This is a genomic window from Enterococcus sp. AZ163 (genome assembly GCF_050498925.1).
Lineage (GTDB): Bacteria > Bacillota > Bacilli > Lactobacillales > Enterococcaceae > Enterococcus_A > Enterococcus_A ferrettii.
On record NZ_JBIPAO010000001.1, the window covers coordinates 407,396 to 425,357 of the forward strand.

Genomic DNA, 17,962 nt, shown 5'->3' on the forward strand with positions numbered 1-17,962 from the left:
TTCCTTCCCCTCCTATTCTGCTTCCAAGCCTAATTCGGCATTACTCAACTGTGAAGAAGCGATTTCTTGGTATACAGGTGATGTTTCCATCAGTTCATCGTGGGTTCCTTGCGCCACGATACGACCTTCATTTAGAACGATAATATTATCCGCATGAAGGATGGTTGAAATTTTTTGTGCAACGATGATTTGTGTGATGCCTTTGACGTTTTCAGCTAGAGCACGACGCAAAGCAATGTCGGTCTTGTTGTCTAGAGCTGAAAGTGAATCATCGAAGATTAAAATTTTAGGATCTTTTGCTAATGCCCGTGCAATAGACAAACGTTGCTTTTGTCCCCCGGAGACATTGGTCCCGCCTTGAGAGATGTGGCGTTCATAGCCAGCTTCATTGTCATTAATAAATTCTTCTGCTTGAGCAATTTGAGCCGCTTTTTTCATTTGTTCATCGGATATACCTTCGATGTTCCCAAACTTGATGTTGGATTCAATATCTCCAGAGAATAGAACCCCTTTTTGTGGAACAAAGCCGATCAGGTCATGCAGCTTATGCAAGCTCATTTGACGAATGTCGACACCATCAATAGTGATTCTGCCGCTGCTTACATCAAATAGTCTTGGAATCAAGTTGACCACTGTCGATTTCCCTGAACCAGTGGAACCGATTATGGCCGTGGTTTCTCCCGGTTTAGCAGTAAAATTGATATGATGCAGCACATCTTCATTTGCATCTGGATAACGGAAGGTTACTCCTTCAAATTTCACTTGGCCTTTGAAATCATGGTCGTCTTGCGGTTGTTCTGGATTAATGATTGTTGGTTCTGTTGCTAAGACTTCATCTACACGCCCTGCAGAAACGTTGGCACGAGGTAAGATAATTGAAACCATTGAAAGCATCATAAAGGCCATAACAATTTGCATCGTGTAGGTAATGAATGCCATCATATCCCCAACTTGTAATTGACCAGAATCAATATTGTGACCACCGACCCAGACAATCAATACAGAAATCCCGTTCATTAACAGCATCATAATTGGCATCATGATTGACATGCTGCGGTTCACAAACATTTGGGTTTTCATAAGGTTTGTATTGGCAACGTCGAACCGGTTTTCTTCGTATTTTTCACGAGAAAAGGCCCGAATAACTGGTAAGCCAGTAATGATTTCCCGAGAAACCAAGTTCACTCGGTCGACTAATTTTTGCAAACTCTTGAATTTTGGCATAGTAAAGCCTAATAGAGTTAACACTAAAATCAAAACTAATCCGACAGCTAATGCGATAATCCAACCCATGCCTGTTCCGGTTTTATAGACTTCGTAAACACCGCCAATTCCTAAAATAGGAGCATACAGAACCAGCCGAATCGTCATTACCAGACCCATTTGAATTTGTTGAATATCGTTTGTACTACGTGTAATCAAGGATGCTGGAGAAAATTTCTCCATTTCCGTGTTTGAGAATTGCAGGATTCTGTCAAATTGCCCCACCCGAAGTCTCTTACCGACTGAAGAAGAAACCAGCGAAGCGATTAAACCAACCAAAATGGCTGCGACTGCTGAAATCAACGTCAGAATCAGCATTTCTGTTCCTCGTTTGATCATATAATCCATTTGAATTTGTTTGGTGTCCTTGTCGAGTGCTTTGTATTCAGCTAAGGTTACTTGAACCCCAACCGTCTTCAAAGAATCTTGCCCGACATCGCCTAAGCCCTTTTTCGTTTCCTTTCGAGCAGCTTCGACTTTTGCAGGTAATTCCTTTTGTGTTTGGGTGATAGAATCACCAATCGATTTGGCTTGCTCGCCTTTTTCTTGCGCTTGTTCACCTTTTTGAGTTGCTTCAGCACCCTTTGCCTGTGCGGTTGCCAGATCACCAGAGGCTGCTGCCGTTTGTGCTGCTGCTCCAGCTTCTTGGGCTTCTTGCGCTAACTCTTGGGCTTCTTTTCCCAATTCTTGGGCTTGCTTGCCCTCTGTCCCTAATTGTTTGTATTCGTCTAAAATTTCTTTAGCTTCCTGTCCATCCTTTGACTCTTTTGATTGGGACGTAGCCAGCATAAACATTGGCAATTCAAAAATTTTAGCTAGCTTTTCTTTAGTCATACCATCTTTTAAATGGAGCTCATAGACAGGAATGTCTTTTCCTTTAACTGTTTCTGTCGTCTTTTTGTAGTTTTCTTTGATTGTTTCTTTTTCAGCATCGGTCATGAAGAGCTCGATCGCTGAAAGGGTTGATTCTCGGATGGTATCTGGAGTAGCTGTCTCTAATCCACCTTGTTGAATCCCTACATCCACGATGTCTGATGTAATACCTGGTAATGTCAAATCACTGTGCGCTTGGACAACTAACAGAATCAGCGCCGCGAGGATGGCATACCAGTATTTGCGTAAATAATTAAATAGTTTCACGTTTATTACCTTCCTTGTCTATTCATTTACCGGCTTTCTTTTGTGGCGCCGCTTTTTAACCAATTTAATTTCAAGGTGAACTCTGCCATGACTTCTTCAATGGAGTGGTCACCATTTTCCTTCATTTGCCGATAGCCCTCTGCAATCGTCGAAAAAACTAGATGCATCAGCATTTTGACTAAAAGCTTCAGTTCTTCCTGATTGGCTACTTTTAAAAGGGACAGATCCACTCTGTCGTAAAACTCCTGAAGATTTTCTTTATGACGCTGATCTGGAGGACATGCGGCATGGGGCTTTTTTCCAAAATGTGGTGCAACTTTATGAAACGAGCGATAGTCCATGCTCATGAACATATTTTTGTAAAAAGCTGCATTCGTTCCTTGAAGAACTTCCCGGACCATTTTCGAGAAATAAATCTCAAATCCATCAAACAAACTTCCTTCTGCTTGTTCAATCGCCAGATTCAATTCCTGCTGAAAATTTCTGCGCATACTTTGAAAATAGTAGAAATACAAATCTTCCTTGTCTTCAAAGTACTGATAAAAGCTGCCTCTAGGAATCTCTGCATCCTTGATAATCTGTGCAATCGAAGCTTCACCCATCGGTACTCTAGAGAATTCCTTTTTAGCGGCAGTCATGATCCGCTGCTGCTTTTTTTCCGACAGATGATAAAAGGTTTCTTTAGGCACGATCTTTCCCTCCTCCCTTTAAAAAAATTCTTTTAAATGACAAATGACACCTTGTCATGTGACAACTTGTCATTATACGCTCTTTCCTTTCGGATGCAAGTGTTTTGTCTGATAATTTTTGAAAAACTTTAGCTATCTGTCGAGGTTTTTTTTGGTAATTCAGACGAGAGCTGATACCTCAGCAATGATAAGGCTTGCAATTATTTTGTTTGATTAATCGCACCATAAAAAAACTGAAGAATGATAGAATAATTCATTTAAAAGAATCTAAAAAAAGCACCAAAGTCCATTGTCCGAAACAATAAACTTCGATGCTTTCATTTTTTAATCCTTGACCATCAGTTCTTTGGCCAGTCTTTGACCGGTTGGTGTCATTGCTAACCCACCTTCTGCGGTTTCTTTGAAGATACTAGGCATTTGGCGCCCCACCCGATACATCGCCTCAACGACTTCATCGGGAGGAATAACGCTTTCGATCCCAGCTAAGGCCATATCGGCTGAAATAAAGGCCTGTGAGGAGCCTAAAGCATTTCGCTTCACACAAGGAACTTCAACGAGACCCGCGACTGGATCACAGATCAAGCCCATCATATTTTTCAGAGTAATTGCGACAGCTTGGGCCGCTTGGTGGGCTGTGCCGCCATTGGCTTGAACCAAGGCTGCTGCAGCCATCGCGCTGGCTGAACCAACCTCTGCCTGGCAACCGCCTTCTGCGCCGGAAATTGAGGCATTATTGGCAATGACTAAACCAAATGCACCAGCAGTAAACAGGAATTCGAGTTGTTGGCTGTGACTCAAATTTAAACGCTTGCGGCAGGCCATCAAAACACCGGGAACCACTCCAGCACTGCCAGCAGTTGGCGTGGCACAGATTAAGCCCATCTTTGCATTCACTTCGTTGACAGCAACCGCATTTCTAACCGCAGTCAAGATCGTTTCACCACTTAGAAAATTTCCTGAATCAAGGTAGCTGTTCAATTTAGTCGCATCGCCGCCAGTTAGTCCGGTCACTGACTTAACCCCGGCTACACCTTCGTCAATGGACTGTTCCATGACTATCAGGTTTTTCTCCATCAAACGAATAATTTCTTCCCGTGTACGGCCGCTTAATTGGATTTCGGTAGCAATCATCAGCTCGCTGATATTCTCATAGTCCTGACTTTTTTCCACCAGCTCTTCAATACTGTAAAACATCGAAAGCCTCCTTTATTCGAAATAAGAAACACTGAATACTGAATCGATCGCTTTTATTTTATTTTGGACTGCTTCGTTGCGTTCATCGGTTTCGATAACTGTGATAGCCTTCTCCCCGACTGCTTCGCGGGAAACGGACATCGTACCGATATTGACCTCGGCATCAAAAAAGAGCTGACTGATATGAGCAATCATCCCTGGTACATCTTGATGCACAATAACAAAGGTCGGCATTCCTAAGGATAAAGATAGCTTAAAGCCGTTCACTTCAGAAATTTGGATGTTTCCGCCGCCGATGGAAATACCGGTAACAGTTAAGACGTGAGTCCCTCGAGTGAGCTTTAGCTGCACCATATTAGGATGTTCAGCTTTTTCCTGCTTCGGTACAAATAGAATTTCCATGCCTTCTTCATGAGCAATTTTTAAGGAATCACTGAGGCGCGGATCTTCGGGCTCCATTCCCAATAGACCACCCACTAGTGCGATATCAGTGCCATGCCCGCGATAGGTTTTGGCGAAGGACTCGTACAAATAAATATCGACCGTATCTGGTCGTTCGCCAAAAATTTTACGTACAACCTTCCCAATACGAGCAGCCCCAGCAGTATGCGAACTGCTGGGACCGATCATGATGGGGCCTATGATATCAAAAATACTTGAATACTTTAATTGTTCCATTGAATAGCCCCTTTTTGTTTATCTTGGTAAAACCTCAGCTGGAATGGCCGATTTGTAAACTTCACCATCCAATGTTTTTTGATGTTCTTCTTTAGCCTGTTGAACTAATTCCGGTTTGGTCAGCAAGTCATAGGCTGTTGCGGCAATCGTTTTCCCTGCAGCTAATAAGCCCTCATGAGCCACTGAAGATGTGCCATTTGCTACCCATTGCCAGCTGTGAGCAGGTGTTCCTTGCGGTTCGCAGCCGACAAAGATTTGAGCAGTTGGACAAACCCAGCTGACATCCCCCACATCCGTTGATCCGGCAGTCGCACTAGAGAAAACGAGGGGCTGAATTTGTTCAGCGATTGGTAATGACCCCAAGCGTTGGATTTCCGCCTCATCTGCTTCAGGTGCAAATTGTTTTGCGCGAGTGACTAAGGACTGTCTTGCTGCATCGGTTAAACTGTCGTAATAGCGCTGTGCATAATCCTGGTCTTCTTGGCCTATGTTCATTTTTCCTTCAGTTAAAAGATTTTCGTACATCGCTGTGGTTACTGCATGATTTGGTAAATAGTTGTAGCAGGCAGAATCAAAATCAATCGTTACTTCTGTTTCGGTCATCATCGCTGCGCCTCGCGCAATTTTGTTTACCCGTTGATAAATTTCTTCCACCTGTTCAATCTTAGGTGCCCGAATAAAGTAATACAAGCTTGCCGTTGGCTGCACGACATTCGCTGATTCTCCGCCAGCATCTGTAAAGGCATAATGTACACGACCATCATCAATGATATGTTCTCTTAGGAATTGTACACCGACATTCATCAACTCTGCTGCATCTAACGCACTACGGCCCTGTTCTGGTGCAGCTGCTGCGTGAGCTGAAATTCCTTTGAAATGGTAATACACTTGATAAACTGCCAGACTGCTAATGGACCATGCCCCGCTAATATCCCAAGGATGCCAGGATAGAGCCACATCTAATTCATCGAATAAACCTGCTCTAGCCATATAAGCCTTCCCATAGCCGCTTTCTTCTGCTGGACAACCAAACAATTTGATAGTCCCCTCCAGCTGGTTGGCCGCAATATAGTCTTTGATGCCGACTGCTCCTGCTAGCGCACCTGTTCCCAATAAGTTATGGCCGCAGCCATGACCATTGCCGCCGGGTACTTCTGCTTTTTGTTCACCCAAATCAGCAACTTGGCTTAAGTTACTAAGTGCATCATATTCAGCCAAAATACCAATAATCGGTTTGCCAGAGCCATATGTTGCAACAAAGGAATGATCCATATCGGCTAAGCCTTTTTCAACTTCGAAGCCTTCTTCTTCTAAAATTTCGTAGAAGGGCTGAACTGATTTTTCAGTGGCAAAACGCGTCTCTGGCGTGCTCCAAATACGGTCAGCTGCTGCAATAAATTTGTCACGTTTTGCTTCAATCATTTGGGAAATTTGTTCTTTGGGATTTGTCATTATTCTTGACTCCTATCTTTTAATGTTAATACCGTTAATCCGCACAATATACTTGCCAATGCCATAAAACCGAATGGAATAGTGAACGAACCGCCGCCTAGATTAATCAATTGACCTAGAATCATTGGTGCCAAAAAGCCGCCCAATGTTCCGCCAGTATTAATGATGCCAATGGCCGAGCCGATAATTGAACCATCCATGATTTTATGCGGCAGAGTAAAGATAGCGGTAAAGGCAGAAACTGAAATCATGCTTAACAGAATCAACGCCACCATCGCTACTATTAAATTACTAGATAAAACAAACACTACGACAAAGATCGCTGAGATAATGGTTGCCCCAAGAATGAAGATTTTTTCTTTGCCTAAGAATAATTTCGACAGCAGGACTCCAGCAAACATAGTAGCGATCGTTTGGAAAATTGCATTAACCGCCAGTAAATAACCCACTTGCGTGATTTCTAAGCTAAATTTTTGGGCTAAGACCGTTGGCAGCCAGGAAATATTTCCGTAAAGCAGGAAGTTCAATAAAAGCATCGCAACAAACAACGTCAACACATTCCGATTAGCAATGACTTCTTTAAATGGAATTTTAGCGGCCTGTTCCTTCTTAGATAGCTGAAGATCCTTTGGCACAAAAATGCCGACTAAGATAAACGCTGCTGCAAATAGACTCCCCAAAACGATATAGCCTAAGCGCCAGCTTTGACTAATTAAATTCGCACCTAGAGTGAAGGCTAATATGCCGCCGATCCCTGAAGTTGATAAAATCATGGATTGAATAAATGTCCGTCGTTCCTGCGGAAAATTATTGGCAACGGCTTTAGAAACACTTGGCGGATAGCCGCCATGACCGACACCAGCAAAAAAGCGAATCATCATAAACAGCATCAAGCCGCTGACCATGCCAAAAGCAAAGGAAAAGAAAGAAATAATCGCTAACGACAGCATCAACACTTTTTTGGCACCTATCTTATCCGCTAGCCAGCCACCAGGAATTTGCATTAAGGAATAACCTAAGAAGAAGAACGACATAATCAATCCTGTTTGACCAGAATCTAAATTAAACTGTTGTGAAATGGGAATAATTGCTGTGGAAACCATCGACTTATCCATATAAACCATGGAATAGCCTGCCATTAATGCAAACACAATGCCTACACTGCTTTTTTTGGAGACGGCGGATACTTCAGTTGTTTCTTGAACCTTTCTGTCCATCTACTACACCTCTTTATTTTTTTAGGGCCCCGTTTGGTATATCTAAAGTATAAAGAAAGCGGATTCACAAAGAGTTGCACATTTTGTCTCATAAATAAGATTTATTTGCTGGAATTTGACAAAAATATTCTCGAAGACAAAAAATGCCGTTACACTTTTAATTGTGCAACGGCTTTATTTGAATAAGGCGACAGGCGTTGAAGCTGAGAAGCTCTTTGAACGTCAACTGTTCCTCCACCTCGATACAAGAAATTTCCAATTGAGGCAGGATTGCTTGTTTTAAATAATCGGTTGCTTCCTGATCCACTAATTCCAGCCCACTGGTTTTTAAAACTTCATTATAAATCCCACCATGATCCTTATCTAACGTATAGGTATTGATTTGATACAGTCCTGACTCCAGGTGCTGCAGCTCTAGCTTGATCAGCTGCGATTGATACATCATGTACGTCTCATCGATACTCATCGCCGGGTTAAAATACGTAGGGTTCAGTAACAATAAATAGCGTGTCCGTCCTTGCTGCGTCAAGTAAATGGATTCCTCCTGATACAAAACCGATCCTTTGATTCGATCAAACATTTGAAGAACGAAAAAGACCGGCCGTTTCAATTGATGGCCCACATATAAGGTTAAGCGATTTTGCCCAGTAAGAGGTTGTTCCGGACTATTTGACTGAATACTATTGTTTAGCCAAAAACCGATCCCTTCAATTTCTTCCGCTAAATAAAGAATATCTTTAAGCATGATAGCAGATCGGAAGAAGGTTCCTCTCAGCGTAGTCCCTTTACCAATTAAGGTGTTCCATTCACTGAGGAAAACTTTTCCACCGCAATGGTATTTTTCCAGCAAAGCCTTTAACGTTGTCAAATTGTATTCCTGGTAATCCTTCAATAAATTTTTGGGAAGCTCATCCCATAAATAGTCATCACTAGGGTCACTGCGGTAATCAACAAACGCAATCGTTAGGTGCTGTTCATTCAGATCCGCTAAAAATTCTTCTAACTGATCAACGACTGGTGACCGATACAAAGCCCCTACATTTAAACCAATCGTCGGCTGATCAAAAATACGTTGCATCTGCTGGTAAAAGAATAAGAAATTTTCCTTTAAATTGACTGGCAGCGGATCAAGATCAAATTCCAGATGCCACGTATTCGAACTGTCGCCAAACTCATCCACCAATCGCTGAAGTACCTTCAAACGAGGTTCCAGCCAACTCGAAAATTCAATCTGATTGTCTTTAGGTATCTTAAAGTGGATGATTGGAGTCAAGTGATTTTCCATCGCAAAGCTGATTAAACGGCTCATTTGTGCATGGTTCGGTAAAATGTCAAAGGTATCGATGATCAGCTGATTTTCAATCAGTACATCGTTAAAACGCAGGTAGTCAAAACTGATTCCCTGACAGGTTTCTAACAGCGCCTGTTGAGCATCCCCTCGCAACCAATTGCTGCAATGGCCGATATTTAAAATTTTCGGCAGGGTGCTCCGCGGTTTTAATGGTTTAGTTAAGGGAATCTGTCGTTCCAGCTGCTTCGGCTCTAGAAACTCCTCTGGATCCTTTTGTACCATAAAATTGGATAATACCAGCATGGCTGCTTCAATCTCCAACAGCTCAAAATTATCTGCCTTTACTTTCTTTCCATCGCCAACTTCGAGCATCTCAGAAGCTTGCTGATGGCGATAGTCATTGGGAGTGATTCCGTAATAGTTTTTGAATGCTAAATGAAAGGCTTTGCTATTGGTGAAGCCATTTTCCAGTGCAATCTTTAAAATCGACTGCTCCGAAATTCGCAAAGCAGTTGCCGATTTTTTTAACCGATAGGTCGTCAGATATTCTTTAAACGAAACACCCACCTCTTCTTTGAACTTGCGAGATAAGTAATGGTAAGACAAGAAAGTCTCCTCGGCGATTTGCTGCAGGGTCAGCGGCTTCATGTAATTTAAATGAATAGTGGTTAAGACCTGTTGAATTTTTTCATCATAAGCTGCCGGAATCTGGAAATCGGATCTCTGAAAATGGCTTTTAAGAAAGCTCAGCATGCTGAAGAATTTTTCGTAAACAGCAAACTGATTCTGCTCCTTTAAATCATAAAAGGTGGCGAGACAGGCCAGCAGTTTTTCCCTAAGCTGGCTGAATTCTTTTTCCTGGTAGGCAAACTGTTTTTCGGCCATTGAATTGCAATCAAAAACCGGAGTCCACTGAATATTTAACTGATTTTCTATTTCTTCTCGGTAAATTTCGATTAAAAAAAGGGCCGAGTCTACGCTGGTTGCCGTAACCTGCGCTGCCTGAAAAGCATTTAAAACCAGCACATCTTCTGCTGACATCTCATAAACAGACTCTTCGGTTAGAATTTGCCAGCTGCCGCGAATGCCAAATAAAATACGCAAATTACTGTCGCTGCTGGAAGTCCAGTGCTGACCAATGATGCCATGAATGGCAAAGGGAAAATTTCCAGTAGGTGTCATAACGTTCACTCCTCTCAAATCAGGTAGTTTAATAGCTTAAACTTTATAGTATATTTCGTTTAAGTCAATCCCCTTAGCTAAACAGCAACAGCGAAAAGGAGTCCTTTCCAAATTTAATCAAGTTAATGAATTTGCTATAATCATCTAGAGTGGGTAACCCACCTGCCGAATGAATAGATAAGGAACTAGTGAAATGACGAAACAAACGAACGAAGCAATTTCTAAACAGACCTACATTCGACTCATCAATAAAACCGAGGATTACATTGAACAGCACTTAAAGGAACCTTTATCCTTAAAGGATTTAGCAAACAATGCTCATTTGTCTGAATTTCATTTTCATCGGATTTTTAAACTGTATTCCACGGAAACTGTGAACGAATTTGTTACCCGTTTCAAAATAGAGCGGGCTGCAATTTTTTTATGTGTCAGCCCGAAGACTTCCATAACAACTGTTGCGCTGGACTATGGGTATAATGATTCCAGTTCCTTCAGCCGAACGTTTAAAAGACATTTTGGCGTAAGCCCCTTAAACTATCGAAAACAGCAAGAATCGTCAAGAACTGCTCACTGGTTCGTGGAATAATAGTCTTTGTAAGACAGAGTAAATACAAGGAGGACAATGATTATGCTTGAACCAATCACTATTACTACCGAAGAATTAACCGACCAAAGAATTATCTACGTTCGTTTTAGAGGAAGCTATGCTGAATTTAGAAAGCAGAGTAGAAAGCTATTCAAAGAACTATTTGACTTTGCAACTGCTCAGAATCTAATTATTCCTGACGAAACAAAGGTTTTAACCATTTATGACGACAATCCTTTTATTACAGATGGTAAAAATCTGCGCACAAGTGTCGCAATGACGATTTCAGTTGATGCTGAAGTAACCGAAAGTGGATCGATTTGCGAATCCAGTATTTCTGGTAAATTTGGTGTGGGACACTTTGAGCTGTCAGCCGCTCAGTACGGCGAGGCATGGCAATATATGTATCAAGAATGGCTGTTTAAAGACAAGGCTAAACCACGAGATGCCGTACCCTTTGAAATGTACATTACTGAGCCGCCTAAAAATATGAGGGACAAAAGTCTTACAGACATTTATATTCCAATTTTGTAAAAGTTTTAGAGCATAGATTCTTTTTGCAAATTCAAACGAGTAACAACAACAAGCGACCTGCTCTTCTTACGAGTAAGTCGCTTGTTTGTTAGTCTATATTGATTTTCGTTCTTATTTAACTCAAGTATTCTTTGTATTTAAGTCGGTCGTCTTGAAGGTCGCAGCATAAGCAAATTCTGTCGGTTCCTTCTTAGCTAGCAACGTTTCATCTAAAGTAAGCTTGAATACTTCTGGAGATTCATAAGGGTTAAAATAGTAGGTTAACTCAGTCACATCAAGCGCCGCTCGATATTGCGTGTAATCACTGGAACCATCGTCCTTAATATCCACACCTTTAGGAATCGTCACGTTGTTAAGTATTTTGAAAATTGCGTTTACTCCTTCTTCGATCGTTTCGCCCGTATCGGTCAACGCTCGTAAAAAGGTTGCTCGAGCAAAACGTTCAGGCGATGTATAGCCTCCTGGCAAGCCAAAGGTTCCTGATCCTTGCCCGAAAGGTTGAATCACATACTCGTCAATTTTCTTGGCTGGAAAATTAGTGGGTTGAATATTCAAGTAATTATTCAAATTTTTCAAATGCCAGCTAAGATCAGGACTGTTGGTCATGACTCCCACTGGATTACTTTTAACCACCATCTCCCCACTATCGGATTCGAGAACCACTGTCTCTCCCGTTTTATCTGTAACAATGAAATGCAGCGGCGGGATAAAGCCCAGCATCGGGATGGCTTCTTCCACTAAATTAATTTCCGTAATTCTTTCTCTTAGTTCAGAGATACTTCCTATCTGACCTAATAACCACATAATAAATTCATGGGGAGCTAAATTTACTTTTTCCTTCTGAGTCGTTGTATTGTACTTCGCTTCATTTGGAAAATACAGCTCTGCCACAGCGAAGCCTTTTTCGTTAACACCCTCTGCTAAAAAGTATTCTTCCAAATTTCTACCTGTACCAGCGAAGCCATACTTTGTTTTTTGTATTCCCTGCTGAGATTTCCATTCATAATTTCGAGGAATTACAACCGGTCTGCCGTCAAGCTGGAACCCAAAATCCATTGTTCTAGCTAAAAAATGATGTTCTGCATGACTGGTTAAAGTGAGACTTGTGCACATTCTACCACTCCTTATGATGACAAAATTAAGAAAACAATGCGTTTCTTTGACTATAGAGTACTCTTTTGCCAGCAAAAAGAAAACAAAAAAAGAAGGAACAGAAGATCGTTCCCTCTTTCAAATTATTCTATAAATTCGGAGACTGCTTGTCTGTCAGTATCCGAATGACCCATAAACGAATAGTCTGCTCTACCAAAATTCCGTCTTGATAGAGGTCCGGCGTCAGTGATAAATCAAGGTACCGGATTCTCCTTTTACTGCCAATGGCGCTTTTTCCAATGAAGCAATGATAGCTTTTCGTCTTGGCGCAGTTTCGACAAATTCGATGGCTGCTTGAATTTTGGGCAGCATGCTGCCTGCTGCAAAATGGCCTGCTTCGCAATATTTTTTGGCTTGGGCAACCGACATTTCACCAATATTTTCTTGCTCTGGTTTTCCAAAATGAATAGCTACCTGATCAACTGCGGTAAGAATGATCAAGCAATCAGCAGCTACTAACTCTGCTAGCTTAGCTGACGCAAAATCTTTATCGATTACGGCTGGAATTCCAACCAGCTGATTCTGTTCTTCGATAACTGGAATCCCTCCTCCACCGCAAGCAATGACGATATACTCATTGTTAAGCAAATTTAGAATGGAATCCTTTTCAACAATATCAATGGGCTTAGGAGAGGCGACGACTCTGCGCCACCCTCGTCCAGAGTCTTCAACCAATCGTTGCTGCGGATCTTTGCTCATTATTTTCTCGGCGGTTGCTTGATCGTAAAAACGTCCAATTGGCTTTGTTGGATGTTTAAAAGCAGGATCGTCTTTATAAACTTCGATCTGAGTTACAACTGTTGCTACATTCCAGGGCATCCCTTGGCGCTGCAACTCCATTTTTAGTCCTTGTTGTAAATGATAGCCGATGTAGCCTTGACTCATCGCTGTACATTCTGGCAAATCGATGGTTGGAATACTGTCATCTTGCCTACTGGCTAGATCAAAAGCCGAATGGATCATTCCTACTTGAGGACCGTTTCCATGGCTGACGATGATCTCATTTTCTGAACCAATCAAGCCAATTAATGCAGCCGCTGCTTTTTTAATTCGCTGTTCCTGCTCCTTAGGTGTGTTTCCTAACGCATTGCCTCCCAAAGCGACAACAATTCTAGACATTGCTTCTCCCTCCAGCTTTAGACTTTAGGCTGTTGCTGGGTCATACAATGGATGTTTCCGCCACCCATAATCAGTTCCCGCGACATCACTCCAACTACTTCTCGACCCGGAAAAACTTCTTCTAACTTTCGTTTGGCCTCTGCATCCTGTTCTTCGTCATCAAAGGTCGGATAAATAATTCCCCCATTCACAATTAAGAAATTAATATACGAGGCAGCAATTCGATCCCCTTCTACATAAGAAGTGGTTGTATCTGTGAAATTGTAGCTTTCCGCTTCTTCCTTTGTATAAAAGATTGGATTTGGCTGCGTAATTTTATGAATCTCGAAATTTCTTCCCTTTGCATCTGTCTGTTTTGACAAAAATTCATATACCTCTCGCGAAATGGCATATTGTTCATCTGCTTCATCATCTGTCCAGCTCATCAAGATTACACCAGGCTTTGCAAAACAAGCAATATTGTCTACATGACCATAAACAGAATCATAAGCAATCCCTTTAGGAATCCAAATTACCTTTTCGGCTCCTAAATAGTCTTTTAAGGCTTCCGTGTATTCTTCTTTTCCCATTTCTGGATTGCTGTTGTGCTCCAGCAAACACTCCTCAGTAGTTAAAATGGTTCCTTCGCCATCACTGTGAATAGAGCCTCCTTCAAGAACAAATGGCGCTTTGTATCTATCCTTGTTTTCGATCTCCAACATTTTTTTCGCTACTTTGTCATCTTTGTCCCATGGAAAGTAAAAGCCTTCTTCTAACCCGCCCCATGCATTGAAATCCCAGTCTACACCTCGCAAGGCTCCTTTGTCGTTCACCACAAAGGTAGTCCCACAATCTCTAAGCCAACAGTCATCATAGGACATTTCTATCAGACGTATGTTTTCATCTTCAGGCAAGGCTGTTCGAGCATAGTCATAATATGCCTCGGTGCAGATAACGGTAACCTGTTCGAATTTTGCGATTGCTTTGATGACCTCCAGCATGGTTTGCTGCGCAGGTCGCGCATTGGCACGCCAGACATCCGGCCGCAGGGGCCAGCCTGTCCAAATTCCTGCTTGCGGCTCGAATTCACCGGGCATTCGGAATCCATCTTTTTGGGGTGTACTACTGATTGTTTTCGCCATTGTTATTCTACCTCCTTAAGCATGTCGGTTTGTTTAGTATTCTTTTTAATTTGTCTGTTTACAATATACTCGCCAATCAATACCGTGATAATCAAGCCAATAATAATCGGCAAAGAATAAGCTGTATCAAAGGGTTGTCCGGGTACCCAAACAAACAGGACCATTCCAATAATCAAAACAACTTCGCAAATCACGGCAAGAACCGGACCGGCCGGAGCCGTAAAAGGACGGTCAGCATGGGCATCAATCTTTTTCAGCTTCATATAAGCCGGAAACATGATTGCATAAGGGACAAAAAACAGAATAGAGCTGAACGCCAGAAGTGTAAAGAACAAATCTGCTGCGCTGCTTGCCATAAAGCCATAGATAACAATTACTACCGTTGAGACAATTCCTGTGACAATCAATGCTCCTGTTGGTGCCCCCGTTTTCGGACTATCTTTCCCCATGGAAGCCGGAAGCTCACCTTCCTGTGCAGCCTCCGATGCCCCTCTAGCTCCTCCTTGCGACCAAGTAATAATCTGGACGCTTACACTAAATAGAAGAACTAGTGAACTTAACATGACAATCCAATCCGCCTGAAAAGCAACCCGCAACACCTGATTCAAACCAGTGACTAGATCCAACTCACCAACTGGGACTACCTGCAGAATAGACCATGAAGCAAACATATTAAACACAATGGTAAGGATAACCACAAGCATAACAGCTTTAGGCAAATCCTTCCTTGGGTTTTGCATTTCATGCGCATTGGCCGCCAATATCTCCATTCCACAGCAGCAATACAAAATGACCGGCAGATAAACTAGTCCATCGCCGACTGTCGGCATCATCGTTTGTGCAGTAACAACATTTTGACTTGCATTTCCATTAACTAAATAGAAAATTCCAGCAAGAATAACTAATGAGAAAATCAGTATTTTACTAACACCACCCAGATTTACAATCCACTTGCTTTCCGACATCCGTCGTGTTGCCAGCCAGATCACCACCCAAGTGATCACAATACTAATTAGTACCTCTACAAAATAGCCGGCATTTGGGAAAAATGTATTGCATAATGCACCGCTAACCCAAATGAAAGCGGAAGGCATCCAAAGAGCACAATTAATCCAATAAAACCAGGAGGTCCGGGCAGCCCATTTCGAGCCGAATGCCTTTTTAATCCAGCCGTAAATTCCTCCCTTGTCTGGATAGGTTCCAGTTAATTCGGCGGTTACCAAGCCATTGGGGATAAAAAATAGAATACCGATAATAAGCCACCAAGCTATTACAGAAGGACCCAGCGACGTATTCGAGACGATAACATCCGCGAAAAGTATTGCGCAAATAATCCCTAAGTACACGTCTACTTTTCCTAACGCTTTTGTACTATTTTCCTGTTCCATTTTTTTAATCCTTTCCGGATCGTTACATGTTTTCGGCGATCCATGTTTCTATTCGTGCAGTTTCTTGCGCCTTCACTTCCGCGGAAGCCTTTTTCTTCAGAGGCTCCAACAAATAAACCAGCAAGCCCATTTCCCCGTACAATCTATTCTCTGCCTGATCCCAAAGTAGTGAGCGTTCATGATCCATGATCGCATCAGTCATTTCATAGCCTCGTTGTGCAGGTAGATAATGCATAAACATCGCGTGATCTGGGGCCTGTGCAGCCAGCTCCTCGTTTATTTGATATTTTGGCAGAAAATCTTTTGTCCGTTTTTCTCGATCCGAATCAAAGCCTTCGTACCACATAACAGAAGAATAGATGTAGTCAGCATTCTTTACTGCTTCAACTGGATCATGCATAATGCTGAAGGTGCCTCCGCCTTCTTCAATTGCTTTTTGGACAGGTGCATAAAAGCTTTCTTCTGCTTCATAGCCTTCTGGAACCGCGTAGATAAAATTCGCACCCAATCGCGGCAAAATATGAGAGAGCGCTGTACCCACATTTTCATAAATAGTTGCATCGCCAATAAACGTCAAAGTAATATCAGAAAGTTCTTTGCCCTCTGGCAGGTGTTCACTCATTGTCACTAGATCGCAAAGACATTGGACAGGATGTAAATACGTTCCCATTCCGTTAATAATCGGAACATCTGCATGCTCAGCCAGCTCAGCAATATCCTCATCCTCGCAGGTTCTGATTTCTACCGCATCCAGCAATCGCGACATAACCAAAGCTGTATCCTTAACTGTTTCAGATTTACCCAGATGAATTTCTCCTGGTCGCAGGTACAGTCCATGACCACCAAGCTTTGTCATCGCAACCTCAAAGGATATCCGTGTGCGTGTCGATGATTCAGCAAAAATCATTCCTAAACTCATGTCTTCAAGAATCTTAGGACAAGCACCCAGCTTGTCTGCACGTTTAAGCTTGCGAGAAAGATCAATCATTTTGTAAACTTCCTCATTCGAAAAATCCATTAAATCCAAAAAGTGTCTTACCATTTCTTTTTACCCCTTCCCCATTCATTCCAAATTTTTTAGGTATTTGATCAAAATACCTAATGTCCGAATCGGACATGATATAGATACATATATGTACTTTTGTTAATATATTACGTATTATACATACGTTTGCAAACGCTGTCAATAAGAGTTAGACGTGAGTTGTCAGAAAAATATATAAAATATCCCCATTTCATTATTTAAATAAAAAAGGGTAAATAAAAAAAGCTGACGGTATACGCCAGCTCTATTTCCACTCATTAAACTATTTTTGATCCAATTTATTGGTTTGTTTAAAATCTTCTTCATTCGGCATCCAGGAATCAATATTGGATAGAATTTTAGGTACCATAACGTAATGAGACAGCTTCACCCCTTCCAGGTTTGCGACAAATTCATTCAAGAATGAATTCATTTCCTCGCTGCTTTTGAATCGTGATTGAATGATTAGATTGTCGTCTCCCCACCCTTTTGCCACATAAGCAACGGAAGAGTTCGCTTTAAACTGCGTAAGGGTCTGTTCATACTTTTCCTCTTCGACATGCATATACATGTCCACTATGTTTGTATAGCCAAAGTCATTAGGATCTAGTATTGCTGTGATTCGCATAGCCCCTGTTTCAAGCAGACGATCGACTCTTCTTCGTGCTGTTCGTTCATTGATTCCCAGCTTATTCGCAATTTTCGATGAAGACATTCGTGCGTCATCCTTAAGTAGTTTGATGATGTGATAGTCTATGTCATCAAAATACTTCATATGTTCTTTATTCATATCAATTACTCCTACAATTTTTCTTTCCCTAAGGATACAATAAAACCGTTTACATTTCAATATTTTGTATTTATTGTACTGAATACTGACAACAAACTACAAAAAAAAGAACTTCGTATCTATTTTCCTAATGTAGTTCTGC

At 41.8% G+C, this 17,962-nt stretch carries 15 protein-coding genes; 2 read left to right on the forward strand and 13 right to left on the reverse strand.

Translation table 11 applies throughout. From position 1 onward, the window contains the following. Window positions 1-12 precede the first annotated feature (12 nt). The 7 genes from IGI46_RS02120 to IGI46_RS02150 all read right to left on the reverse strand — a co-directional run bounded on the left by IGI46_RS02120 (window position 13) and on the right by IGI46_RS02150 (window position 10,106). Entirely contained in the window at window positions 13-2,403 is a 2,391-nt protein-coding gene (locus IGI46_RS02120; RefSeq protein WP_207700826.1) for an ABC transporter transmembrane domain-containing protein, read from the reverse strand. Between the two features lie 26 nt (window positions 2,404-2,429). After that, window positions 2,430-3,092, reverse strand: coding sequence for a TetR family transcriptional regulator (locus IGI46_RS02125; protein ID WP_207700827.1), 663 nt, complete (start codon window positions 3,090-3,092; stop codon window positions 2,430-2,432). Between the two features lie 324 nt (window positions 3,093-3,416). Next, window positions 3,417-4,286 (reverse strand): L-serine ammonia-lyase, iron-sulfur-dependent, subunit alpha, encoded by an 870-nt coding sequence (gene sdaAA, locus IGI46_RS02130; protein WP_429972715.1) that lies wholly within the window; start codon window positions 4,284-4,286, stop codon window positions 3,417-3,419. 12 nt (window positions 4,287-4,298) lie between these two features. Next, a complete protein-coding gene (gene sdaAB, locus IGI46_RS02135) occupies window positions 4,299-4,964 on the reverse strand; it encodes an L-serine ammonia-lyase, iron-sulfur-dependent subunit beta (RefSeq protein ID WP_207700829.1) in 666 nt (221 codons plus the stop codon). Between the two features lie 18 nt (window positions 4,965-4,982). Further along, entirely contained in the window at window positions 4,983-6,416 is a 1,434-nt protein-coding gene (locus tag IGI46_RS02140; RefSeq protein WP_429972716.1) for an amidohydrolase, read from the reverse strand. Further along, entirely contained in the window at window positions 6,416-7,633 is a 1,218-nt protein-coding gene (locus tag IGI46_RS02145) for an MFS transporter (RefSeq protein WP_429964664.1), read from the reverse strand. Before IGI46_RS02145 ends, IGI46_RS02140 begins: the two co-directional genes overlap by 1 nt. A gap of 157 nt (window positions 7,634-7,790) precedes the next feature. Then, window positions 7,791-10,106 carry a helix-turn-helix domain-containing protein gene (locus tag IGI46_RS02150; RefSeq protein ID WP_429972717.1) on the reverse strand — a complete coding sequence of 772 codons (2,316 nt, stop codon included), beginning with the start codon at window positions 10,104-10,106 and terminating at the stop codon, window positions 7,791-7,793. A 193-nt stretch (window positions 10,107-10,299) separates the two neighbouring features. On the opposite strand from IGI46_RS02150, the gene IGI46_RS02155 reads away from it, so the two are divergent. Beyond that, the gene (locus IGI46_RS02155; protein ID WP_429972718.1) at window positions 10,300-10,692 is read left to right on the forward strand and encodes a helix-turn-helix domain-containing protein; all 393 of its coding nucleotides are present in this window, start codon (window positions 10,300-10,302) and stop codon (window positions 10,690-10,692) included. 42 nt (window positions 10,693-10,734) lie between these two features. Then, window positions 10,735-11,226 (forward strand): AraC family transcriptional regulator, encoded by a 492-nt coding sequence (locus IGI46_RS02160; protein ID WP_429972719.1) that lies wholly within the window; start codon window positions 10,735-10,737, stop codon window positions 11,224-11,226. A gap of 120 nt (window positions 11,227-11,346) precedes the next feature. Here the strand turns inward: IGI46_RS02160 and IGI46_RS02165 are convergent, their stop codons facing one another. The 6 genes from IGI46_RS02165 to IGI46_RS02190 form a co-directional block, all read right to left on the reverse strand. Next, complete coding sequence (locus IGI46_RS02165) at window positions 11,347-12,339, reverse strand: choloylglycine hydrolase family protein (protein ID WP_429972720.1); 993 nt, start codon at window positions 12,337-12,339, stop codon at window positions 11,347-11,349. Between the two features lie 222 nt (window positions 12,340-12,561). Further along, window positions 12,562-13,497, reverse strand: coding sequence for a carbamate kinase (arcC, locus tag IGI46_RS02170; protein ID WP_429972721.1), 936 nt, complete (start codon window positions 13,495-13,497; stop codon window positions 12,562-12,564). A gap of 17 nt (window positions 13,498-13,514) precedes the next feature. After that, entirely contained in the window at window positions 13,515-14,618 is a 1,104-nt protein-coding gene (gene aguA, locus IGI46_RS02175) for an agmatine deiminase (protein ID WP_429972722.1), read from the reverse strand. 2 nt (window positions 14,619-14,620) lie between these two features. Continuing rightward, window positions 14,621-16,006: an APC family permease gene (locus IGI46_RS02180; RefSeq protein ID WP_429972723.1), complete on the reverse strand. Its 1,386-nt coding sequence runs from the start codon at window positions 16,004-16,006 to the stop codon at window positions 14,621-14,623. A 22-nt stretch (window positions 16,007-16,028) separates the two neighbouring features. Next, window positions 16,029-17,048 carry an ornithine carbamoyltransferase gene (gene argF / locus IGI46_RS02185; RefSeq protein ID WP_207700841.1) on the reverse strand — a complete coding sequence of 340 codons (1,020 nt, stop codon included), beginning with the start codon at window positions 17,046-17,048 and terminating at the stop codon, window positions 16,029-16,031. A 265-nt stretch (window positions 17,049-17,313) separates the two neighbouring features. Further along, window positions 17,314-17,820: an Lrp/AsnC family transcriptional regulator gene (locus IGI46_RS02190; RefSeq protein WP_207700842.1), complete on the reverse strand. Its 507-nt coding sequence runs from the start codon at window positions 17,818-17,820 to the stop codon at window positions 17,314-17,316. Window positions 17,821-17,962 lie beyond the last annotated feature (142 nt).